The 21376-nt window shown below is 62.8% G+C and carries 21 protein-coding genes and 1 tRNA gene; 16 read left to right on the top strand and 6 right to left on the bottom strand.

Annotated elements, in window-relative coordinates; translation table 11 throughout:
* The first annotated feature begins 19 nt into the window (after window positions 1–19).
* The gene (locus Pan44_RS12775) at window positions 20–781 is read left to right on the top strand and encodes an alpha/beta fold hydrolase (protein ID WP_197454054.1); all 762 of its coding nucleotides are present in this window, start codon (window positions 20–22) and stop codon (window positions 779–781) included.
* 51 nt (window positions 782–832) lie between these two features.
* A complete protein-coding gene (locus tag Pan44_RS12780; protein ID WP_145030429.1) occupies window positions 833–1159 on the top strand; it encodes a hypothetical protein in 327 nt (108 codons plus the stop codon).
* A gap of 79 nt (window positions 1160–1238) precedes the next feature.
* Here Pan44_RS12780 and Pan44_RS12785 read toward each other — a convergent pair whose 3' ends face one another.
* Window positions 1239–1859, bottom strand: coding sequence for a 4Fe-4S dicluster domain-containing protein (locus Pan44_RS12785; protein ID WP_145030430.1), 621 nt, complete (start codon window positions 1857–1859; stop codon window positions 1239–1241).
* Window positions 1860–2215: 356 nt separating this feature from the next.
* Here Pan44_RS12785 and Pan44_RS12790 point away from each other — a divergent pair, with 356 nt between their 5' ends.
* Window positions 2216–2872: a DOMON domain-containing protein gene (locus Pan44_RS12790; protein ID WP_145030431.1), complete on the top strand. Its 657-nt coding sequence runs from the start codon at window positions 2216–2218 to the stop codon at window positions 2870–2872.
* A gap of 49 nt (window positions 2873–2921) precedes the next feature.
* On the top strand, window positions 2922–3359 hold the full coding sequence (locus Pan44_RS12795; protein WP_145030432.1) for a hypothetical protein: 438 nt from the start codon (window positions 2922–2924) through the stop codon (window positions 3357–3359).
* A gap of 92 nt (window positions 3360–3451) precedes the next feature.
* Here Pan44_RS12795 and Pan44_RS12800 read toward each other — a convergent pair whose 3' ends face one another.
* The 3 genes from Pan44_RS12800 to ggt form a co-directional block, all read right to left on the bottom strand.
* Window positions 3452–3664: a hypothetical protein gene (locus Pan44_RS12800; protein WP_145030433.1), complete on the bottom strand. Its 213-nt coding sequence runs from the start codon at window positions 3662–3664 to the stop codon at window positions 3452–3454.
* Between the two features lie 173 nt (window positions 3665–3837).
* Window positions 3838–5136, bottom strand: a complete 1299-nt coding sequence (locus Pan44_RS12805; RefSeq protein ID WP_145030434.1) for a M20 metallopeptidase family protein — start codon at window positions 5134–5136, stop codon at window positions 3838–3840.
* A 114-nt stretch (window positions 5137–5250) separates the two neighbouring features.
* Window positions 5251–7008: a gamma-glutamyltransferase gene (gene ggt / locus Pan44_RS12810; RefSeq protein WP_231754315.1), complete on the bottom strand. Its 1758-nt coding sequence runs from the start codon at window positions 7006–7008 to the stop codon at window positions 5251–5253.
* 210 nt (window positions 7009–7218) lie between these two features.
* On the opposite strand from ggt, the gene Pan44_RS12815 reads away from it, so the two are divergent.
* The 3 genes from Pan44_RS12815 to Pan44_RS12825 all read left to right on the top strand — a co-directional run bounded on the left by Pan44_RS12815 (window position 7219) and on the right by Pan44_RS12825 (window position 9408).
* Window positions 7219–8625: a hypothetical protein gene (locus tag Pan44_RS12815; RefSeq protein ID WP_145030435.1), complete on the top strand. Its 1407-nt coding sequence runs from the start codon at window positions 7219–7221 to the stop codon at window positions 8623–8625.
* A gap of 29 nt (window positions 8626–8654) precedes the next feature.
* Window positions 8655–8897, top strand: a complete 243-nt coding sequence (locus tag Pan44_RS12820) for a hypothetical protein (protein WP_145030436.1) — start codon at window positions 8655–8657, stop codon at window positions 8895–8897.
* 88 nt (window positions 8898–8985) lie between these two features.
* Window positions 8986–9408, top strand: coding sequence for an acyl-CoA thioesterase (locus tag Pan44_RS12825; RefSeq protein WP_145030437.1), 423 nt, complete (start codon window positions 8986–8988; stop codon window positions 9406–9408).
* A gap of 622 nt (window positions 9409–10030) precedes the next feature.
* Here Pan44_RS12825 and Pan44_RS12835 read toward each other — a convergent pair.
* Window positions 10031–12826: a hypothetical protein gene (locus Pan44_RS12835; RefSeq protein ID WP_145030438.1), complete on the bottom strand. Its 2796-nt coding sequence runs from the start codon at window positions 12824–12826 to the stop codon at window positions 10031–10033.
* A gap of 361 nt (window positions 12827–13187) precedes the next feature.
* Between Pan44_RS12835 and Pan44_RS12840 the strand changes: the two genes are divergently transcribed.
* Window positions 13188–13490: a transcriptional regulator gene (locus Pan44_RS12840; RefSeq protein WP_145030439.1), complete on the top strand. Its 303-nt coding sequence runs from the start codon at window positions 13188–13190 to the stop codon at window positions 13488–13490.
* 122 nt (window positions 13491–13612) lie between these two features.
* Window positions 13613–14350 carry a 3-keto-disaccharide hydrolase gene (locus tag Pan44_RS12845; RefSeq protein WP_145030440.1) on the top strand — a complete coding sequence of 246 codons (738 nt, stop codon included), beginning with the start codon at window positions 13613–13615 and terminating at the stop codon, window positions 14348–14350.
* Window positions 14351–14460: 110 nt separating this feature from the next.
* Here Pan44_RS12845 and Pan44_RS12850 read toward each other — a convergent pair whose 3' ends face one another.
* Window positions 14461–15504 carry an Ldh family oxidoreductase gene (locus Pan44_RS12850; RefSeq protein ID WP_197454055.1) on the bottom strand — a complete coding sequence of 348 codons (1044 nt, stop codon included), beginning with the start codon at window positions 15502–15504 and terminating at the stop codon, window positions 14461–14463.
* A 330-nt stretch (window positions 15505–15834) separates the two neighbouring features.
* On the opposite strand from Pan44_RS12850, the gene Pan44_RS12855 reads away from it, so the two are divergent.
* The 7 genes from Pan44_RS12855 (at window position 15835) to Pan44_RS12885 (ending at window position 21219) form a co-directional block, all read left to right on the top strand.
* Window positions 15835–17322: a Gfo/Idh/MocA family protein gene (locus Pan44_RS12855; protein ID WP_145030442.1), complete on the top strand. Its 1488-nt coding sequence runs from the start codon at window positions 15835–15837 to the stop codon at window positions 17320–17322.
* A gap of 210 nt (window positions 17323–17532) precedes the next feature.
* Window positions 17533–17605, top strand: a tRNA-Phe gene (locus Pan44_RS12860).
* 64 nt (window positions 17606–17669) lie between these two features.
* On the top strand, window positions 17670–18263 hold the full coding sequence (locus tag Pan44_RS12865; RefSeq protein ID WP_145030443.1) for a hypothetical protein: 594 nt from the start codon (window positions 17670–17672) through the stop codon (window positions 18261–18263).
* A 13-nt stretch (window positions 18264–18276) separates the two neighbouring features.
* The gene (locus Pan44_RS12870) at window positions 18277–18723 is read left to right on the top strand and encodes a helix-turn-helix domain-containing protein (RefSeq protein ID WP_197454056.1); all 447 of its coding nucleotides are present in this window, start codon (window positions 18277–18279) and stop codon (window positions 18721–18723) included.
* Window positions 18724–19156: 433 nt separating this feature from the next.
* Window positions 19157–20236, top strand: a complete 1080-nt coding sequence (locus Pan44_RS12875; protein WP_145030445.1) for a site-specific integrase — start codon at window positions 19157–19159, stop codon at window positions 20234–20236.
* A gap of 298 nt (window positions 20237–20534) precedes the next feature.
* The gene (locus Pan44_RS12880) at window positions 20535–21002 is read left to right on the top strand and encodes a hypothetical protein (protein WP_145030446.1); all 468 of its coding nucleotides are present in this window, start codon (window positions 20535–20537) and stop codon (window positions 21000–21002) included.
* Window positions 20992–21219 carry a hypothetical protein gene (locus Pan44_RS12885; RefSeq protein WP_145030447.1) on the top strand — a complete coding sequence of 76 codons (228 nt, stop codon included), beginning with the start codon at window positions 20992–20994 and terminating at the stop codon, window positions 21217–21219. The genes Pan44_RS12880 and Pan44_RS12885 overlap by 11 nt, the downstream gene beginning before the upstream one ends.
* Window positions 21220–21376 lie beyond the last annotated feature (157 nt).

Here is a 21376-nt window from a genome sequence, read left to right on the forward strand (position 1 = left end):
CGGGCGAGCGTGGATTTTCGTGCACGGCACCGGCTCAAATTTCACGGCGCCCGGGATCCTGGAAGGGCTGGCGCAGTTGCTGTCATCCCGCGGCGAAGCAGTGCTGCGACTGAATACACGAGGGCATGACCTCGTGGCGAAGATTCCGACGATGTCGGGGAGCGTTCGAGGCGGGGCGGCGTATGAGAGCCTGGCAGACGCTCACCTCGACATCGAGGCTGCGGCTGCGTGGCTGAACGATGCGGGTTACGAACAGCTCTCGCTCCTGGGGCACAGCCTGGGGGGTGTGAAGGCGATCGTGTCGCAGTCGGAACATCCGATCAAGGGCGTGGAGGAGATCGTCGCGCTGTCGCCGCCGCGTTTGCAGTACGAGCAACTCATTCAGGATCACGCGTTCCGACGGCATTTCGATCAGGCCCGGCAGCTCGTTGACGACGGGCGCGGGGACGAACTGGTGGAAATGACGAGCCCGCTCAGGTTGTGGATTCCGGCCCGGGGAATCGTCGAGAAATACGGCATCGAGGACCGGTTCGACTTCGTTTCGCATCTTCCCCGCGTGCAACCGGCGACGTTGGTGTTCATCGACTCGATGTCGCTCGAGTCGTCGATCGCTCACCGGGGACTGGAAGACGCGCTGGCCGATGTGGCGCGGTCGCATTCCGCCTTCACCGTGCATCGGCATCCTGACGATATCCGATACGCCGGCTCCGAAGTGGCGATCGCGAACCAGATTGTCGGCTGGAGAGCGAAGCGCGATACCTTGATGGATGCAGGAATCTGAAATCACCCACGGGACAGTGCTATTGTTCCCGGTTTTCCAACAGGAGTTTGAATGTCCCATCAGCACGATCACGATCACGATTGCGGCCATGATCACGACCATGACCACGACTGTGGAGAAGGCGGAATCGAAGTTGCGTTCGAACTCATTGAGGGCGCACTCGAGCCGCGCAACCTCACGGTCGATGACGTGAACGACGCCCTGATGGCGGCCATCGATGCACGCGAGGCGATGGTCGAACGGGGCGAATCGCCTGGCGAGATCGACGAGATGCCGCTGCTGGTCGGCGGGAAGAGCTACCGCTGTGGCGACATCTTCACAGTCACGATCACCGACGTCGACGACTGGGATGACGAGGAGGAAGAAGAAGAGGCGTAGGCGCCACGAGAGGGCGTTGGCAGGCTCGAAAAAAAAGCCCCCGGGGGCGACCCGGGGGCTTTGAGAGCTGAATGCGTCGTCAGTCCATCCAGATGCGTTTCCACTCGGGAAAGATGCAGTCGAGGAGGTCGCGGCCTTCAGGAGTTGCGACGTATTTCACCTTCGTCTCATCCCGGCCGGCGAGGCGAGCGATCGGAACTGTCTCGCCTTCTTCGCTGTAGAGCCAGTCGGGACGGGTGAACCACTCAACGTGGTCGATGAGGTCCTGGCGACCCGTGGGCAGGTAGACCTGACCTTCGAGGAAGAGCTGGTAGCCGTACTCTTCGAGCTTGCCCCAGGGGAGGGCGGCTTCCGATCCCTGCCAGTAAGGTGCGAGCAACGACACCGCGTCCGGGCTGACGTTGGGGTTGTGGAGCATGTCGATCGCGTTCCACGGACAGATCGTCAGCGTGTAGTGATCGTTGGAATCGTTGGGCGACCGGTAGCACATCTGGCAGCCGATGCAGCGCGACGTGTCGATCTGGTGATAGCTCTGGCCGGGGATGGCGCTCGGGACTTCATAGATGCAGTCGACTGGGCAGACCGTCGCACAGGACTGGCAACTGGTGCAGGAGTCCTTGTTGATGACGTTGAGGTAGCGAGTCTCTTTCTTCCGATCGTCCTTACGGGTGCGGAAGTACTCGTCGACAGCGATGGTCATTTCGCAAACCTGCAGGAGAACGGGTGTTCCAGGCAGAGCCGATACGATAATTGCCGTCCGGAAGGGGGGCCAGTGGAGAGGAGATCGGCGGGGGGCTTTCCGGAAGTTGAGACAACCTAAACGCAGGCGGGTTAGAAAGATGTGAGCGGAAGGGGCTCGATTACGGCCGGACGATCGCAAAGTCGACCTGTAGCTTGTCAGGGCCTCTATGATGGAGGTGCAGGATCGAAAAGGACGGGATGATTGAAACCGAGGCTTTTCGATGTTGTGGGCGCCTTCCGTGATGTCAGCGGGGTGTTCCGTGTTGCCGCGTCCTGAAATGACCGGAGGCTAGCGCCTTCCGCTCACCACTTCGCATGCCCGCCGTCATTCCTGCTCCGTTCCTGTTTCATTTTGCGCTGCCGGTCCACCGGGTGGTGGACCTCCCACGCGACGCGGCCCCGTGGCTGAAGCTGCCGGAGGCCTGCCGGCTGGTGAATGCCGGGGCGATTGGGGATGAACCGCAGTTCGCCGACCTCCGGGCGGCGTGGAACCCTGACGGGTTTGCCATCTCGGTGAAGGTGACGGGGAAGAAGTTTCCGCCGTTCTGCGATCCGGGGGATGTGCAGCGGTCGGACGGGCTGCGGCTGTGGTTCGACATGCGGGACACCAAGTCTCTGCATCATGCCACGCGGTTCTGCCAGCATTTCATCCTGCTGCCGGCGGGCGGAGGAGATGACGGTCTCGCGGCGCTGGCCAAACCGCTGCCGGTTCCGCGTGCCCGTGAAGAAGCGCCGCGTGTCGACGAGGACGATGTGCTGGTGTGGTCGTCCGTTTCGAAGACCGGCTATGAGCTGGAAGCCTGGTTCCCGGCCGGCGTATTGAATGGGTTCGACCCGGCGTCGCAGTCGCGGCTGGGGTTCTTCTACCAGCTGCACGATTCCGAACTGGGGGACCAGTCGTTCAGCGTGACGTCGTCGTTTCCAGTGTCGTCGGATCCGAGCCTGTGGGGGACATTGCTGCTTGAGAAATGATCGCGTGTTACCAAGCAAAAGTTCGCCGAGATCGCTCCCGCAGTGGGTGATGGCTCTCTTGCTGCTGCTTGTGCTGCCCTTGTTTCTGGTTGTGGCTGCCTGTCAGGCGGTGTTGGTGGCAGGCATTGAATTCGTCATCTGGATCGCATGGCTCCCGCGCGGGAAGGACATCCTGCTGGTCTATTCCAACAGTCCTCACTGGCAAGAATTCTTTGAGCGCGAAATGCTGCCCCGGCTTGCAGGACGCGTGGTCACGCTGAATTGGTCGGAGCGCAAGTCCTGGATCAATCAGATGACGATGACATCGCTCACGTTTCGGCTTTTAGCGGGATCAAGAGACTTCAATCCCATCGCCTTCCACTTTCGTCCGTTCCGGATGCATGCGACCTATCGCTTCCTGCAGCCGATCCGGGCATGGAGGAAGTCGGGGAGTCGAACGGAGCTGGACGCCTTGATGGCGCGGTTCGCTGCTGAAACTGGCGTTTGAGAGAGTCCGGGACGCGGCCCGCAAGTCGCCACTGAAAAGAGCCGTCTGGAACGGTGCGAAATGGTTCGCACAGCCATCAGCTCAGGCCTGCGTCAGGCGGATGCCGTTACAGGTTCACGGTCGGCGGAAGGTGCTTTGGTCGTCGTAGCCGCGGCCAGTTCCACTGGTTTCTCCCACAGCGGCGTGGCGAAGGTGTAGCAGCAGCGCTGGCAGCGCATCATTTTCTGCAGCACGAAGCGGAACCAGATCGAGTCCTGGGACTGACTGCGGCGAATGTTCTGAGATGCACAACGCGGACAGTTCATGCCGATAGCCCCTTGAGCATGCCCCGCATGCACTGCAGGGCGGACAGTGAGTCCTTCGACAACACCCGGGGCGTCTCGCCGCGCCGTGAGGCTGAAATTGCCGCGCCGTGGCTGAATGGCTGCCGGCAGAATCGATTTTGCCAAACGTATGCCAGCCGATTCGACCGTTGCCGTTACTTGCGGGGCATCAGAGAAATCATGGCTGCTGCAGAAGTCGCGAGCCCGGTTTTCAGCGCGGGCCGTACATCCGGGGCGTACTTCGAGGAATGCAGTGACGGAAGTGGAATTCCCTCATTCTGCGACTTCTCGTACAGCTCGGGTTTCACTGTTCCCAGGCGAAACATGAAGATCGGAACACCGGCCAGCCCGTAGAAGCTGAAGTCTTCTGCGCCCATCGTGCGATCGGCGAGGTGCATGCGATCGTCGCCCGTCGCCTCCGCGAGAGCGGGAATGACACGCTGGACGAGGTCTTCATCGTTTTTTGTCGCGGGTGTTCCTTCATTGAACTGGACCGTTGGCTCCGGCGCGTTGAATGACGCCGCGACCGCCAGGGCCTTCCGCCGGATGCCGTCGTGCAGGGCCTTGCGGACCTCCGGTGTGTAGCTGCGGATGGTCAGCTTGAGTGCGCATTCGTTCGGGATGATGTTGTGCTTGCTGCCGCCGTGAATGGAGCCGACGGTGATGACGGCCGGTTCGAGGGGTGAGATCTCGCGCGCCACGACCGCCTGCAGTTCGACGACGAGTTGCGCCGCCTGCAGGATCGGGTCGATACAGGCCTCCGGCTTCGATCCATGTCCGCCCCGGCCCTTCATCACGATGTCGCAGGCGTCGGCATTGGCCATCATGTATCCGCCGCGATAGGCGACATGGCCGGACTGGAGTCCGGAGTCGCAGTGCAGGGCGAGGGCGAAATCGGGGCGGCGGATCTTCGTGAAGAGGCCGTCATCGAGCATGATCTTGGCGCCGTTTCCGAGTTCTTCAGCGGGCTGGCCGACGAACATGGCGGTCCCCGACCACGCATCGCGGTGCGCGGCGAGGATACGGGCGAGGCCGATGAAGTTGGTCATGTGGACGTCGTGCCCGCAGGCGTGCATCACACCGACCGGAGTGCCATCGGCGCCGGCGATCCTGACCTTCGAGGCGAACGGCAGGCCGGTCTCTTCGATCACGGGGAGGGCATCGAGGTCGGTGCGCCACATGACGGTGGGGCCGTCGCCATTTTTCAGAAGGCCGACGACTCCGTGGCCGCCAACGTCGGTCTGGACTTCGTATCCGGCGGCCTTGAGTTCGGAGGCGATGCGGGCGGCAGTTTCCTTCTCCTGGAACGAAACTTCCGGATGGCTGTGCAGGTGCTCGTAGAGGGGGATGAGAGAATCGAGTTCCTTTTCTGCCCAGGCCTTGACGTCGGCCGCTGGAGCGGAGGATGAGAAGAAGTTGCCCCCGAACAGAATCAGTGCCGCGAAAACTCTCATAGTTGCCAGTCCTGGTGGAGGTGAACTTCGAAGAGGGCGAGCGCTGGTGGATCGATTTCTTCGTGGTCGCGTTCAGCCGGGGCGGTGCTGCGACCTTGGGCGACGCGGGGAGTGTCAGTAACCGACGGCGGCGCCGTCCTTGCGGGGATCGGTTCCTCCGTGCAGGACGCCGCGTTCGCGGTCGATGAGGATGGCCTGGTATCCGCCGAAGGAGCCGGGCGAACGGATGATGGTGTGGCCCCGATCTCCGAGGGACCGCATGGTGGCGTTGGGGATTCCCGATTCGACGGCCACCTCACCGCCATGCGGCGACGCGGGAGTTCCTGTGGGCGAGGCGGATCCCTGATGGTAGATCCGGGCAGCGTCGCCGGCCTGCTGGACGTTCATCCCGAAGTCGATGATGTTGATGAGGACCTGCACCTGTCCCTGCGCCTGCATGTCTCCTCCCATGACGCCGAAGACCAGCCAGGGGGCTCCGTCGCGCGTGACCATGGCGGGGATGATCGTATGGAAGGGGCGCTTCCCCGGCTCGAGCCGGTTGGCGTGGTCTTCTGCGAGAGCAAACTGCGACCCGCGATTCTGCATCACGAAGCCGACGTCACCCGGAGTGACCTTGGAGCCGAAGGCCTGAAAGTTACTCTGGATGAACGAACAGCAGTTTCCTTCAGAGTCGACGACGCACAAGTAGACGGTGTCGCCCTTGGTGATTGTCAGGTCACCGGCGGGAACATCGGTTGCGGCCTTGTTGGGATTGATTCTTTTACGCTGGCGGGCCGCATACTCCTTCGAGAGGAGGTTCTTCACCGGGACGAGGCCGAACTTGGGGTCGGCGAAATACTTGGCCCGGTCGGCGAAGGCGAGTTTTTTGGCCTCGATCAGCAGGTGGAGGTAGTCAGGGCTGTTCGGGCCCATCGTCTTGAGGTCGTAAGACTCGAGGATGTTGAGCATTTCGAGAACGGCCAGCCCCTGGCCGTTCGGTGGGAGCTCCCAGACGGTGTTGCCGCGGTAGTCGGTGGAGATCGGCTCGACCCATTCGCTCTGGTGCTTCTCGAGATCGACCTTGCGCAGGTAGCCGCCATTGGCGTCGCTGAATGCGGAAATGCGGTCTGCGATCGAGCCCTTGTAGAAGGCGTCGCGTCCTTCTTTCCCGATCATGCGGAGTGACTCGGCCAGTCGGGGATTGCGGAAGATCTCTCCGAAGCGAGGGGCCTTTCCATCCGGCAGCCAGGTGGCGGCGGAGTCGGGCCACTTCGCCAGATCGGGCGCCTGGGCGTTCCAGCTTTCCGCAATCACTTCCGAGACCGGGAACCCTTCCTCCGCGGTATGAATGGCGGGCTGGAGCAGGTCGGCGAGAGTCTTACGTCCGAAGCGTGATCGCAGTTCTTCCCAGCCATCGACGCATCCGGGCACAGTCCAGGTCAACGGGCCGTCCTTGGGGATCTCCGTCAGCTGGCTGGAGGTGAAGACGTCGCGGGAGATGGCCTCCGGAGCGCGGCCGGAGGCATTGAGTCCATGGAGCGTTTTTGTTTTGGCGTCCCAATAGAGGACGAACATGTCGCCGCCGATGCCGCAGCTCATCGGTTCGACGACGCCGAGCATGGCGTTGACGGCGATGGCGGCATCGGCCGCGGTTCCGCCATTCCGCAGCACTTCCACACCGACTTCGGCGGCCATCGGATGGCTGGTGGCAACCATTCCGCGGCGTGCGAGGACGACCGATCGCGACTGTTGGGCGTCATTGCCGGGCCGGTCATATCCCGCGGCCATGATCCGCTTTCCGAACGCCCAGGGCCCGGTCAAGAGGCAGAGCGAAAACATCGCCACGCCGACGAGGCGAGTCAGGTTCGTGTATCGCACTCCGTCACCGCGCATAGCAAGCAATCCGTCCGCCTGATGTCTTCGCTCACGACCCACATCGACCCGCAATGCAGTGTCCCTGCTCGCTGTCCAACTCTCAACCGTTCGGCCTATGCACTTTGCGGAACTTGCGCAGGCAAATGGACGACTTTCCCCGGGGTGGTTGCATCGGCGAGGCGGTGCGCCGAAGAATGGCGGCTGATGTCCCGCCCCGAGGAGAACGCTGTGTCCGAACTGTCCCGCCGTGACTGGTTGAGTGCCGTTTCCGCCGCTGCCGCCGCTGGATCAGTTCCGCTTTCCGGGCTGGCGCAGGGGGCGCAGGAACAGGGAGGCGCTGCGAAGCCTCTCCAGATCTCGACATTCCGTGTGGACGCCACTTCGCCCAAGGGGCAGCCCTGCTGCGGGGGCTGGATCAAGCCGATCGAGGTCGTTGACGACGCGCAGGAGGTGTTGGGTTATGTGATCCAGGGGGCGGGGAAGCCGATCGTGGTGTGCGCGGTCGACTGGACGGGAATCATGAACGGAGCGCACCTCGAGTTCCGGTCTGAAGTCGCCAAGGCGGTCGGCACGGATCCGGAGCGGGTTGCGGTGCAGTGCCTTCACCAGCACAACGCGCCGTTCACGTGTGTCGAAGCGCAGAACATTGTTTCCCAGCACAAGGACCTGCCGCCGCTGACGTTTGTCGACTTCTTCCGCGCGACAGTGCAGAAGGTCGCCGCGGCGGCAAAGGCGTCGCTGGCGCAGGCGGTTCCACTGACGCACATCGCGACGGGGGAGGCGGATGTGTTTCGCGTGGCGGGGAATCGCCGGATCGTGCAGGAGGATGGCACGCTGATGTCGATGCGAGGCAGCGCCTCGAAATCTCAGATCCATGCCGACACGACCGAAGGGGTAATCGACCGGAAACTGAAGACGGTCGCGTTCTACAGCGGCGACCGGAAAGTGGCGTCGTGCCACTACTACGCCTGCCATCCGATGAGCTACTACGGGGACGGGCGTGCGTCGTCCGATTTCGTCGGCCTCGCCCGAAAGAAGCGGCAGGCAGAGGAGCCCGACTGCACGCATATCTACTTCAGCGGGTGCGGCGGAAACATCGCGGCCGGGAAGTACAACGACGGGACGCACGAGATGCGGCCTGTGCTTGTTCGCCGTATCTATGATGCGATCGTCGCTTCCGAGGCGAAGCTGGCCCCGACGCCGGTGAACGCGATTGAGTGGTCGGCCGTGCCGGTGCAGCTGACGCCCGATCCGAAGTGGGATGAGGAGGCGATCCTGAAGCAGGTTGCCGACACCTCGCAGTCCGTCGTCAATCGCCTTCGGCCGACTTACACGGTGGCTTACCTCAGGCGTTGCCGGGCTGGCCAGCCGATTATTGTCTCGGCGTTGCACGTCAATGATGCGACGATGCTGCATCTGCCCGCGGAGAGTTTCATCGAATACCAGTTGCGGGCCCAGGAGGAGTCGCAGGGGCGTTTTGTGGCCTGTGCCGCATATGGCGACGGAGGGCCGTGGTACATTCCGACGGAAGCAGCGTTCCCGCTGGGCGGGTATGAAGTGTCGGTGTCTTGGTGCGGGCCGACGGTGGAAAAGGAGCTTTGGGGCGCCGCTTCCAAAGCGCTTCGGCTGGCGTAAGTCCCTGAGCGGCGTCATGCAGGCAGGACATGAACGACCCTGACCGGATCCTCGAGTTGCTGACGCAGATTCGCGATGAACTGCGGGAATCGCGCGAGCGGACTCTTCGCCGCTATGACGAAGTCCTGTCCGCCCAGTCGACAACGGAACAGCGGAGCGTCGAATACTGGAACGCCTACGAACGCAAATTCCGGTTGCTCACCTATGGGTATCTCACGATGCTCGTCCTGATTCTCGCGGCCACGATCCTGGTGCTCGCACTGAAACGCTGAATCGGGCCATTGCGGACCGGGAGAACGATCCAGCCGGTCCGCCTCCCGTTTTTGAAATGGCAGGGGGCCTGTTGCTAGACTCCGCCGCATGTCTGAAACGCCTCTCGCCTCCTGCAAGACTGTCATCCGCGTCCGCTACTGCGAAACGGACGCGATGAGCTATCTGCATCACGCCAACTTCTTCAATTACTTCGAGATTGGGCGCACGGAGTTGTTCCGCCAGCAGGGGGGCAACTACCGGACGATGGAAGAGCGGGGTTTTTTCCTGGTCGTGGTTCACATCGAGTGCGACTACAAGTCGCCGGGCCGATATGACGATGAGCTGACTCTCGAGACGCGGCTCGCGCGTCAGACGCCCGCGAAGCTCGAGCACGAGTACACGGTCATGCGGGGTGAGACGCTGATCGCGAAGGGGAAGTCGACGCTGGCCTGCGTGGACCGGACGGGCCAGGTGCAGCGGCTGACGGACGAGATTCTCTTCGGCGATCGGCTGTCGAAGTCGCGCGTGTGAGACACTGGCAGCATCTGAAGAGGAGATCCGCCGCATCGATGTGGAATACGGTTCTCCACATCGTTTGAACATCGTGATTTCGGGCCACGCGTCGTCTGGAGGGCTGGAATCAACTTCGGCAGGTTCTGCCGAATTCGGTTCGTTCTGAGAAAAATCTCATTGCTTCACTTTAGGGAAGGGCTTAAAACACGGGCGTCTGGTGAATGCGGAAGGTCAACGAAGACAACCAAGTTCACCTGCAAAGCGCCTTGCAGCCGGGGATCGAATTCGCCGGGGCGGGTGATGAAGCGGGACGTGCGTCCACTGCGGTGGCGGCGTCCTCCCCCTCGAGTCGCCCAGGACGTCCGACTCGAGTGGCCATCCCCAGACGTCCGCCAACGTCGTTGAAGGATCACGAATATGGCCACTGCCAAGAAGCCCGCTGCCAAGAAGACCCCTGCCAAGAAGTCGCCGAAGGCCAAGACCGGCGCTGCCAAGACCACCACGAAGAAGAAGTAATTTCTTCGCGACGCTGGTCGCATGAGAAAATTCCAAGGCCGGACAGCAATGTCCGGCCTTGCTGCGTTTAAGAAGTGGATCGTGGGTGGTTGGTAGTGGGTAGGAGAGGGCCGGGCGGCGGCGCTTATCTCGTTCCGCCGGCGGTCTGGACGGCGGGTTCCTGGGGCTCGATGGCGCTGACGGCCAGATCGTCGATCCAGGCCTCGCCCCAGCCGCGCAGCTCGAAGACGAGCTTGAACTCTCCCGAGCTGAGGACGTCTCGATACATCTCGAATGATTGCCACTTCCCCGGCGGCGAGGCCTTCCGGAAGCGATGGGCGCCGACGGATCCTTTTAACGTGTCGTAGACGACGAGGCCGTCAGTGCTCCCCTGCAGGTCTTGCGGAAGCAGGACGCGTCCGGTCACCCGCACGAGCTGCCCGGTTCGGACGGCAACGGGCGGGGAATAGAGGGTGACGAGCGGATCGTCGACTGGCGCGGGTCTGTCGGTTGCGGGCTGCGCGGTGAGCGCCAGGCTGAAGCGTCCCTGGGCCGAACGGGTATTCAGGGCCACTCCGCCGCGGCCGGAGGGATCGGCGCGAAGGGTCCACTGTGTCTGGACGGCGTCCTGGTCTTCGAAGTCGCCCGAGCGGAGCAGGTTTTCCCCGGCCGATCGATCGCTGTTCAATCGGCGAAGCATTCGCCAGTGATCGGGCAGCGTCTGGAAGCAGATGGCGTGCGGCGACGCGACCGGGGAGGAAAGGCGCTTCACGGCGAGGTCCCAGTAGGACTTTTGCACATGCCGGGTCCAGGCCATCGCTTTCTGGGACTTGCGACGGGCTTCGTCGTAGCGTCCGCCGACGAGGTCGTCGTCGGCCGCCCGCAGATACTGGCGGGCAGTGTGGAGTGTCTGGGCGGCATCGGCCACGGGAGGAGAAAGCGGCTGCAGTTCCTGGTGGACCTTCTCGACGCGCGTCAGCTTGGCAGTCGCCAACGCGACCGAGGCAGTCGCGGCTTCTTTCGCGATGACGCTGACTTCCCGACGGAGTTCTTCAATTTTTGAGAGGTCGCTCGTCATCACGATCGCGGCATGCTGGTCGAAGTCTTTCAGCACAACTTCCAACCCGCCGCCCACGGGCTGCTGGTCGAGTTCGATCATCTTGATGGAGGTCGTCGTCACCTCGAATGCGGTCGGGACGTCGTCGTAGCGCATCGTGATGAACCGCAGGCTCTGTTCGGTCATTGGGCCCGGCTGGAACTGGGCTCCGTCCTGGAGGCTGTCGACCAGCACGAGCAGGCCGGGCGACGCGCGGAGGATGACGGCCTGGTAGGGAGACTTCGGACCGGCTTCATCGGCCGGCGTGCTCCAGCCGGAAGCAAAGGGATTGAAGCTGACCCTGGACTTCGATTTCTGACGGGCGGGGGCTTCGCCAACCCGCACATCGGTCGGGCGAATGATCGACCCGGAAGAGAGCCAGGGCTCGAGCAGCCGGAACTCGAGGTTGAGGAGCTTGAGAATCTGCCGCCGCTCTTCCATCCCCGGAGCGTCGCTGTCGAGCGGGGTATGCGTCCAGAACCCGAACAGCTTGTATCCGGACGCGGCGGCGAGGTGCGTGCAGAGGGCGATCTGTTCGGGCTCGAAGACGGGCTCGATGTCGGTTGAGCGCCGCGTTGTGCGGATCGCTTCGGCCGTTTCCGTGGGGAGCAAAGTCGTCATTGGTCGGCCTGCCAGGGCCTGGCGGCGACGCGTCTCAAGGAATTCGGCGTAGTCGGCGGGCGAATGACTGGTGTGAATGATGTGCCGGCTGGCTCCGAGCAGCGGCACACAACGATGGAACTCGCGGACATGTCCGGCGACGTCGCCCAGCAGCAGCCGCCGTTGGCGATCGGCATCCTGCACCATTTCGGACCAGTGCTGAACCTCATCGAGCTTTCGCATGTCGAGACGACCGAGCATCCAGCAGTCGACGGCCGCGGACTCGGGGCCGAATGGCGGCATTGAAACCTTCTCGCGGCCGGCAGCGTCGGGAGGGGCGGGAGGCGTTGCGAAGATTCCGATCCCTTCACCGGAGAGTGCCTGCATGACCGATTGTTCGGTGGCGTCTTCGATCCAGGCGGCATTGAAACAGAGTTCGCGCAGGATCGTCGCGGGCTCTCCCTGGTAGGTGACGAATCGGGGAGTGACCGGCTGGCCGTCCGACAGCAGTCGATTATCTGCCCAGGAGAGCCTGGCTGTGCGCGGGGGGGCGCTGGCGGCCGCCTGCTCGACGTCTGTGGGCGCCACGATCGGACCGATCGCGAGATCGTCCCAGTGCACATCGCTTTCGCCGATACCGGTCGGAACCAGCAGGACGACCTGATCGACATAGGGATCGCGAAAATCGATGGTGCGCGTGTCGACGCGGCGCCCGAGTCGTCCGCGATGCAGCGTCTGCACGCGGGAAATCTCGTCGCGCGTGACGGTCACCGTCAGTTCCTGGAAGCGGTCGCTCCCCTCTGCAGGGGCTCCCTGGATCAGGGCGAAGAGGGGACGTCCCGTTTCCGGATCGATCTGGTGCGGAAAGGTGATTCCGAGGCCGAGGGTCGACCCTTTGATGCGATATCGGACCCACAGCGACGCCTTCAAGTCTTCCAGCGCCTGAGCTGGCGGCGTGGCGCGGAAGATTGCGATTCGCCCTCCGACGTTCCGGGAGCGGACCACCAGTTCTTCGGCATCCTTGCCGTCATGGAACAGGCGGTTCTGCCGCCGATGCCGGACGAGATCGGCGTCAGCTTCGCGGAGTTCAATTCCCCAGGAAACGTTGGCTCCTTCGGCCGGATCGCGGAAGATTTCCTCGGATCGGGCAGCCGTGGCGCCGGCGAGAATGAAGGCGCAGACCAGCCACGTCACCAGTCGCGGTGGGCGAGCGAAGAGTCGTTGATCGGCGGCTGTTCCATCCATGGAACTGGCAAGGTCAACGCCGCTCGCCGGCGTTGCGCACGTCTCTCGATCTGAGGATTGCGACTGCAGCCAAAGGGAAACTGGTCGATTGGCTCAACTTTGCGCGGGGCCCGTCTGCCGCGCGCCTGCCGCGGCGCACTTTCCTGATGCGCTTTTGGCAAGGTCTGATCTTAACACGACTTGCAGCGATCGGCCAAGGCGAAGGTGTGTGGCGTTTTGGCCACGCGGGCGCGGGAAGCGGAGAGTGCGATCTGGCGTTAAGGAGTTGCCATACAAAACGTTACTGCGACGAGTTGCGTTCGGTCCAAATGGAGCGCAGAATCGGTCGTAACGATTTTCTTCCACGTTTCCAAATGGCAACATGATCACTCCCGAGCAGCTCCCCGCCGCCGCCCGCCCGGAACTTCCCCGTGAAGTCATCGATCTCGGGAAAGCGATTGCTGCGCTGCCACCGGAAGTCGCCAAGGACGTCGAAGCGGCTTACGTTCAGGTGGTCGACTGTGTCCATCGCCGTCGGCGGCTGCTCGCCCTCGTTCAGGAAGCCCTCGCGGAACTCCGGCTCGACATCAAGTACCTGATGTTCGACCTGGATGCGACCCGCAAGGAGCGTGACGTGCTTCGCGCCCAGCTCGATGAATACGAGCGTCCGGAAGCCGGATTCTGATCCCGGCCACCGGCGGTCGAGAACTTCCTCCCGCAAATGACTTCGGGCGCCCCGCCCGGTTCGTTTCCTCTCCTCAATGCGACCATCGGCCTTCGGGCCGGACGGTTCCTGCCGGATTGCCCATGCGCCTTTTCCTGTTCACTGCAGCGGTGTTGTTTGCGTGGTTTGGGATGCAGATGCTCGTTCGCGCGGACGACCCTGCGCCGAAGCGCGCGTTCATCGACGGGACCGGACCGGGGTGGGTTACGCTCACGGGCGATGACTTCATGAAGGTCAACGGCGACGACGACACCTGGAAATGGGACGGCGCCCACGTGGTTGGCACCGGCAAGCCGATCGGAGTGTGTCGCTCGAAGAAGCAGTACACGAACTTCGAGTGGGTCGCCGAATGGAAGCACAATGAGTCGGGGGGCAACTCGGGGTTCTTTGCCTGGACCCCTCCGAGCGTCCTCGAGAACCTGCCGCCGGGCAAGCTGCCCGGCGGGGGAATCGAAGTGCAGATTCTCGACCACGGCTACGTCCAGAAATGGGAGAAGTCGAGCGGTAAAAAATGGGAGGACGGAAAGAGTTTCTTCACGACGAACGGCGACATCTTCGCCGTCGGCTCGTCGAAGATGAATCCCTTCGAGCCGCTGTCACCCGGCGGTCACCGCAGTTTTCCCCGCAAGAACCTGAGCAAGGGGGTCGGCGAGTGGAACCACTACTACGTCCGCGCGATCAACGGCGAGCTACGCCTGTGGGTGAACGGTGAAGAAGTGTCTGGCGGCAAGAATTGCGAGCCGCGGACCGGTTACCTGTGCCTGGAGCAGGAAGGGGCTCCGATCGAGTTCAGGAACATCCGGGTGCGCGAACTGCCGTAGAAGCGGAAGTTCGCCCGGAAGCCATTGCTGCGTTGGCGACGCTGCCAGCGTCGCGGCCGACGCAAGCTGCGTCGGCCACGAGTGTGCCGGTCAACTTGTGTCTGGTTGATTTACACCGCGATCGTCACGCCCAGGCGACCCGCGGTCTCGTTAATCAGCCGCCACGTTTCATCCGGAATGGCGACGCCCGCTTCTTCCCGCTGCTGACGCCTGCGCAGTTCGATTTCGCCTGGCAGCAGAATCTCGGTGCATCCGGGCGTGAGCCGGCAGTCCTTGAGATAGGCGACGTACTTCTCCATCCACGCGTCGTATTCGCTGCGAGGCAGGAACCGCTCGATCTCGAGCAGGTGCAGCCAGACTCCGTTCGATCCGCGGGGAAGGTCGTTCCGGCCGATGCCGCTGTTGGACAGGATTCCGCAGAGGATGTCGATCATCACGGCCAGCCCGAAGCCCTTGTGTCCCATGCTTCCGCCGAGGGGGAGGATCGAGCCGTAGGGCTTGTTGTAGTAGTCGGCCGGGTTGATGGAGGGATTGCCGTGGCCGTCGATCATCAGTCCTTCGCCGACGGTTTCGCCCTTCTGGAAGGCGACGCGCAGCTTCCCTTCGGCCGTCGCGCTGGTCGTCATATCGAGCACCACCGCGGCGCCGCCCCACGGGGCCGCCAAGCAGATGGGGTTTGTTCCCAGCTTGCGGTCGATCCCGCCGAACGGAGCGACTCCGCCGGGGCCGGGGGAGTTCACGGCCATCATCGCCAGGAAGCCGGCCTTCGCCGCCGTCTCGGTGTATGACCCCAGGCGGCCGACATGGTTGCAGTTGCGGATCATGACGGTTGCCGAGCCGGTCGCCTTTGCCTTGGCGAGCGCGCTGTCGAGGGCCGCCTTGGCGGCGACCTGCCCGAGATTGAAATGGGCGTCGAACACGGCGGTGCTGGCGTCGTCGCGGACGAGTTCGATCGGCGAGCCGGGCTTCACGAAGTTGGCCTGGATCATCTCGACGTACTGCACGAGCCGCATGACTCCGTGGCTGTCATGCCCGACGAGGTTGGCTTCGGCGAGCTCTTCGGCGACGACGAGTGCGTCTGCCGCGGGAACGCCAGCAGCGGTCAGAACGGTTTTTCCAAGTTCAACGAGTTGTGAAGCTTTGAGGTTGGGCATGACTGTCAATGAGGCTGATGAGCGGACCGGCAAAACGATAGTGAGATCGTCGCACATCGAATAGCCGGAGTCCGCTCGGACATTCGTCCGTCCGCGGCACTGGCAATCGCTCAAGCCGATCGCGGCGGACAACCGAACCGATGCAGCAGGCAGCGATTGCCGGACGGCCGAGGCCGCAATGCGTCAAGGACCACTCGACGCGCGGTGCGGCCGTGACGTGCTTGCGACTCGGGAGCCGTGGCCGCGTGTTTGACCCTCCTGTTTCGCCGCCGTAGCATCATTCTTCTCGCTGCGTTCCCGCCTCAAAACCTCCCTCCATCGGAGACCTCGATGTCGCTCAATCGTCGACATTTTCTGCAGCACGCGGCGTTCGGCGTGACGGCCGCTGCCTCTCTCGGCAAAACGGAATGGGTTGTCGGCGCCCAGACGCCCGCCAGCAAGAGCCCGAACGAGAAAATCAGCGTTGCGTTCATTGGCGTGAACGGCCGTGGACAGGATCACATCAAAGGGCTTGCAGGCCGCAGCGACATCGAAGTGTTGTACGTCTGCGACGCGGATGAGGAAGTGGGGCAGGCTCGGGCCGCGGGCATCGCCAAGACAACGGGTGGCAAACCGCCCCAGGTTGTCAAAGATATGCGGAAAGTGTTTGACGATCCGGCTGTCCATGCGATTACGACGGCGACTCCCAACCACTGGCACTCGCTGACTGCGATCTGGGCGATGCAGGCGGGCAAGGACGTGTACGTCGAGAAGCCGGTGTCTCACAACGTGTGGGAAGGGCGGCAGGCGGTGAACGCCTCGCGCAAGTACGGCCGGATCTGCCAGACCGGCACGCAGAGCCGTTCGAGCCCGAGCCTGGCCGAAGCGGTGAAGTTCGTGCGAGAAGGGAATCTGGGCGCGATCCAGTATGCCATCGGCACGTGCTACAAGCCTCGGAAGAGCATCGGCAAGCTCGACAAGCCGCTCGAGATTCCGAAAGAGATCGATTACGACCTGTGGTGCGGCCCGGCGGCGAAGGTCGATCTCTATCGCCCCAAACTGCACTACGACTGGCACTGGGACTACAACACGGGCAACGGCGACCTGGGGAACCAGGGGATCCACCAGATGGACATCGCCCGCTGGTTCCTGGGCGAGATGGGACTGTCTCCGGAAATCATCAGCTTCGGCGGCCGGCTTGGGTATGTCGACGCCGGCGACACGCCGAACACGCAGGTCATCCTGCACAACTACGCGAAGGCCCCGTTGATCTTCGAAGTCCGCGGACTACCCAAGTCCAAGGAATTCCAGGAAAAGGGCTGGGGCGAGAACATGGACAAGTATCGTGGCTCCGGGGTGGGCGTGATTGTCCAGTGTGAAAAGGGGTACGTGGTGGTCCCGAGCTACACGAACGTGACCGCCTATTCGCCGGATGGCAAGGAGATCAAGTCGTGGAAGGGGGGAGCCGACCACTACGAGAACTTCCTGAAGGCGATGCGCTCCCGGAAGATCGAAGACCTCAACGCCGACATTCTCGAGGGGCATCTTTCGAGCGCCCTCTGCCACACCGGAAATGTGTCGTACCAGCTCGGGAAAAAGACGACGCCGCACGAAATCGCCCAGAGCATCAAGGGGAACGAATTGCTGGCCAATTCGTTCGAGCGAATGGTCGAGCACCTCGCGGCCAACGGCGTGCCGGTCGATCAGCCGATCATGACTCGCGGTGAACAGCTGCACATGGACGGCAAGGCCGAGAAGTTCCTCGGCAACGAAGCGGCCAGCCAGCGGCTGTCGCGTGAATACCGGAAGCCGTACGTTGTGCCGGAAATCACGGTCTGATTCGGCGCCCGAACGCTGAGAATTCCAAAGCCCGGTCGCTGTGGCGGCCGGGCTTTGTGCGTATTTGGCCGATTTTGCTCAATCCATGAGGTTCGGGAGGGCGATTTCGGTGCGAACCTGAGGGAAGTGGCCGCGGTCTCGTTGACGCCGCCCGCTGGCCTCTTAAACTACCGTGCTCGCGACGTTTGGGATCTCCCGCGGCCGCGAATGGGACAGATAGCTCAGCAGGTAGAGCACAGGACTGAAAATCCTGGTGTCGCCGGTTCGATTCCGGCTCTGTCCACTCAGCGGATCCACGCCAGGGGGAACCTCTCCCCCGGGTCCGCTGTTCTGGATGGAGCGGACCCATGGTCCTTCAGAACTGGCTCGGATCTCTCGCCTTTCTAGTGCTTTTCTTAGCGTCACCGCTTGTGGCGCATGCTCAGCCAGCAGCGAGCACAAAGCCCAGCACGGCGGTCCAGGCGTTGCTCCGGCAGTCCCAGCTCGAGACCCGCGCCCGCGTGCAGTCGGCACAAGCCGCCGTGCGAGCCACGAAGGGGCCTGCGAAGAAGGCGCTCGCCGAGCAGTTGTCGCAGCTGCAGAAAAAACAGGCCATCGTCGTTGCCGAGATGAATAGCAAGGAGCTGGGCGTCGGCTCACTTGGCGGCCTGTCGAAAGCTGGTGTCTTCCAGGTTATCGATAAGAACAACGTGCTGATCGACTGGCTCGATCGAGACGTGCCTGGCGGGCAGAAGGAAACGTTCTGGCTCCGCGGTGTCGATACCGCGTCGATGGCAAACGGCAAGGAGGTCGAGCTCCAGGGCTGTTTCCACATCGCCGAGACAACGACCTACCGCAACGTCGGCGGTGGAACGAAGACGATTTTCGTGATCGAGCCTTTCGATCTCTCGCCCTACGTCGGTGAAAAGACCGTCGTGCTCTCCAAGTGGCGGGTGGACTGAAATGAGAACAGCGATGGTCCTGCAGCAACGCTTCCAAACCAATGTCGCCTCGCTTATCGCCGGACTCGGCTGGACGCAGGCCGAGCTGGCTCGCCAGATCGGCGTCAGCCGTTCGCTGGTGCACACCTACATGAGTGGCGACAGCTCACCCGGACTTGAGGTTGTTCAGAGATTTGCTGACGCCCTCGGCGTTGACCCAGCTCGGCTGCTTAGTGAGAGTGGTGTTGAAAAGTCAAGCGGCGACGATAAGGTTGCTGCTATGGAAGAGTTGCTCACAGTCACGGAAGCTGCTCAGCTCGCGAAGCTGAGCAGGGCTGAAATTAACCGCAAGGTCGCGGTTGGAATTCTGCCGGCGGTGAGGCGATCCTCCGGGTGGTGGATTTCGCGAGAAGCAGTTCTCAAGCTGATTGATGCGCCACGGAAACGTGGTCGCCCTAGAAAATCTCAGCAAGTGTCTTGATTTAATTTGAGCCGGGCTTATCCTCGCCGACGTTGCTTCTCCCATTGGGTGAAGTAACCGGCGTCTCTCATGTCCCCGCCAGCGTGGCGAGGGCCTGTCGCGAGCGCTGATTCCGACAGCCTGACACAGGGGAGCGGAGTTTCTCTGATTTGCCCGATCCGCACCTGCCGGATCACAACCGCGATCGTCATCGCACGATTTGCTGGATGCGACAAAAACTCATAAGGCGAGCGCCTGTGATGAATTCCGCTACAGCAATCTGCAGCGCTGGCAGACTTCGGTGGGCAACGAATTGAGTAGCGCCCAGGATTCGTGCTCCTGTGCGCACCAGTTTGTTTCCTAGGACCGAGTCGAGGATCCGGAGGAGTACGCAGGGCAAGCCCGTTGACGGAGTCTGCAAGGGAAAGACACCGGGCGCAACTCAGAGGACCGAATGCTTCAGGCGACTGTCAGGCTGCATGATGCGGACGCGGAGTGGGCGGCATGGAACGCACGTCAGATCTCGACCTATCAGCCGCGGCACGTGCCGCCGGAGCGCCGCGAGCATTACGCGGCGACGACCTCGCTCAGGCAGTTCTATCTGGACTGCAGCGAGGGGCGGTGGGAGCCGGTCGGACGGAAGAAGGGGCGATCCAAGGGGACCGTGGACAAGGAGCGGCAGGCGCTCAATCGTTGGGAGAAGTACACCAGGCCGGAGGACTGGCCGAGCAACAAAGCCTGGCCGGGGCCGAATCTGGCGATGATCGAGACGATCTCGGCCGAGTGGTTTTCGGATCTGTACGACAAGATGCTGGCAGGAGGGCTCTCGAACGGATCGGTCAAATCGACCCGGTCTCATCTGAATGTCCTCATCAATCATGCGACCGCTGTGAAGGCGATCCTCAAATCGCCGCAGACGCGCGCGATCGAGAATCGGGACCTCAAGAAACGGATCTACACGCCGGACGAGGTCACGAAGATCTTCACCGTCTTCGAGGCGGTCAATCACAAGCTGGCGATTGCGTTCTGGGTCGCCCTGCATGTGGGGCCCCGGGCCGAAGATCTGTTCACCCTGCGAAAGTCGGACGTCATTCAGGACACGCGCGGCCGAAGGCTGATCGAGTTCGAGGCGAGGAAGACGGCCAAGTTGCAGGCGATTCCGATTTCAGACGAAACCTGGCAGTGGATCCAGCCACTCACGTCGGGGGACTCGCCGTACCTGTTTCACGACCTGACGTCACCGCAGGCACTCAATCCAGAGAAGAGCTATCGGGCGCGGGCGCGAAACTCGCTTGTGAAGCAGCTCCTGGCCAGCGTCGGCATCACCGACGTCGATCGACCGTGGCAGATCGCTCGGCGGACCTGCAACGAGCGGTACGAGTCGCACAGACCCGGAGTCGGGGAATTCATCACCGGCCACGGAAAGCAGGGGGTCAACGCCCGCAGCTACCGCGAGCCCACCGAGGCGGTACACGAGGCGGTCAGGACGTTGCCGCCGTACACACAACTGGAGAGACAGCTTCGCCTGTTTTAGGCGCGGAGCAGAGTCGTTCGGCGAGGTTGAGCACGGTTTTAGCCCGCCAGTGTTCCCGAAACCGAACGACTCTTTTTGTAGATGGACCCGCCCCCAGGTCTCCGATGACGCTGGAGGTGTGTCGCCTCAGCCTGGGGGCGGTTTTCTTACACGTGCGAAGTGCCAGAGAGGACGGCGATCGCGACATCCTCCAACCACGCCGCCGTGGGATGGCCCGCGCGCGGCGGTGTGGGACGACCGATCCAGGCGGCGCGGGGGACGTCCCGCGCTCTGCTGACAACGACGGAAGGGGGCTTTCGTGCACCTTCTGAAAGACGACCCGCTGTTGCTGGGCATTGTCGTGGGCGCCGAGCTGGGGGAGGAGGACTCCTTCTGCCCCGAGCTGGCGCCGCCGGCCAAAGTCGACCGCATCATTCTGCGAGTTGGCCGGCGAGGTTGCCGGCTTGAGAAGGATGAAGAGATCAGCGCCCAGTACGTGAAGGCGCGGATCTTGTCGCTGCGTCTTCAGGATCTCCGCGGCGATCGATCGGTGGCCACCGCCGGAGAGCTGCAAGTCGGGGCCATGACGGCCCGTCTCGTCCTGGCTCTTGGATTCATCTCAGGGGCGACGGCGACGTGGGCGATGTTCGCCGCCGCGCGAGATTGGCGGCTCGCCGTCGCGTTGGGCCTCGGGAGCGCCGTTGTCGCGGGCATCGCCGAAGTGATCCTGACTCTCGATTCCGCGGCCGACCTGCCGGGACAGGAGGACAGCACGCATGTCGGGTGATTCGCGACTGATGAGGTTCGTCTGCCTCGCGATGGACGGAGCCAGGCCGGATGCCACCGAGCGGCAGAAGGGAGCGCGGGCCTTGGCGATCGCGATTGCTGCATGGACTCCGACGTTGACCAAGGAGGAGGCCGAGGGGGCTTCGTTGTTGGTGATCGAGGCGATGGTGCGACCGCAGGAGTGCCGGGATCTGCTCGGACTCCCGGCCGGTGAGTGATTTCATTCCGCGCGAAATGGAGGGGCCGATGCCGCTGCCTTACCCCGATGCCCACGTGATGGTGGGGCCGAGGTCGACGCAGATTCTGCGGTTCAGGGGGCGACGTTTCGTCCCTCTGCTCCGCACGTGCCTGCATTGTCGCGAGAGCGTGACGGTC

The sequence above is a fragment of the Caulifigura coniformis genome (assembly GCF_007745175.1).
GTDB classification, from domain to species: domain Bacteria; phylum Planctomycetota; class Planctomycetia; order Planctomycetales; family Planctomycetaceae; genus Caulifigura; species Caulifigura coniformis.

Excerpts from the sequence above, each read along its gene's own strand:
- Pan44_RS12850 (WP_197454055.1), bottom strand. The coding sequence starts at position 15,504 with ATGCCCAACCTCAAAGCTTCACAACTCGTTGAACTTGGAAAAACCGTT.
- Pan44_RS12835 (WP_145030438.1), bottom strand. The coding sequence starts at position 12,826 with ATGGATGGAACAGCCGCCGATCAACGACTCTTCGCTCGCCCACCGCGA.
- Pan44_RS12825 (WP_145030437.1), top strand. The coding sequence starts at position 8,986 with ATGTCTGAAACGCCTCTCGCCTCCTGCAAGACTGTCATCCGCGTCCGC.
- Pan44_RS12845 (WP_145030440.1), top strand. The coding sequence starts at position 13,613 with ATGCGCCTTTTCCTGTTCACTGCAGCGGTGTTGTTTGCGTGGTTTGGG.
- Pan44_RS12820 (WP_145030436.1), top strand. The coding sequence starts at position 8,655 with ATGAACGACCCTGACCGGATCCTCGAGTTGCTGACGCAGATTCGCGAT.
- Pan44_RS12805 (WP_145030434.1), bottom strand. The coding sequence starts at position 5,136 with ATGAGAGTTTTCGCGGCACTGATTCTGTTCGGGGGCAACTTCTTCTCA.
- Pan44_RS12780 (WP_145030429.1), top strand. The coding sequence starts at position 833 with ATGTCCCATCAGCACGATCACGATCACGATTGCGGCCATGATCACGAC.
- Pan44_RS12865 (WP_145030443.1), top strand. The coding sequence starts at position 17,670 with ATGGTCCTTCAGAACTGGCTCGGATCTCTCGCCTTTCTAGTGCTTTTC.
- Pan44_RS12875 (WP_145030445.1), top strand. The coding sequence starts at position 19,157 with ATGCTTCAGGCGACTGTCAGGCTGCATGATGCGGACGCGGAGTGGGCG.
- Pan44_RS12795 (WP_145030432.1), top strand. The coding sequence starts at position 2,922 with ATGGCTCTCTTGCTGCTGCTTGTGCTGCCCTTGTTTCTGGTTGTGGCT.
- Pan44_RS12870 (WP_197454056.1), top strand. The coding sequence starts at position 18,277 with ATGGTCCTGCAGCAACGCTTCCAAACCAATGTCGCCTCGCTTATCGCC.
- Pan44_RS12885 (WP_145030447.1), top strand. The coding sequence starts at position 20,992 with ATGTCGGGTGATTCGCGACTGATGAGGTTCGTCTGCCTCGCGATGGAC.
- Pan44_RS12855 (WP_145030442.1), top strand. The coding sequence starts at position 15,835 with ATGTCGCTCAATCGTCGACATTTTCTGCAGCACGCGGCGTTCGGCGTG.
- Pan44_RS12800 (WP_145030433.1), bottom strand. The coding sequence starts at position 3,664 with ATGAACTGTCCGCGTTGTGCATCTCAGAACATTCGCCGCAGTCAGTCC.
- Pan44_RS12785 (WP_145030430.1), bottom strand. The coding sequence starts at position 1,859 with ATGACCATCGCTGTCGACGAGTACTTCCGCACCCGTAAGGACGATCGG.
- Pan44_RS12790 (WP_145030431.1), top strand. The coding sequence starts at position 2,216 with ATGCCCGCCGTCATTCCTGCTCCGTTCCTGTTTCATTTTGCGCTGCCG.
- Pan44_RS12840 (WP_145030439.1), top strand. The coding sequence starts at position 13,188 with ATGATCACTCCCGAGCAGCTCCCCGCCGCCGCCCGCCCGGAACTTCCC.
- ggt (WP_231754315.1), bottom strand. The coding sequence starts at position 7,008 with ATGCGCGGTGACGGAGTGCGATACACGAACCTGACTCGCCTCGTCGGC.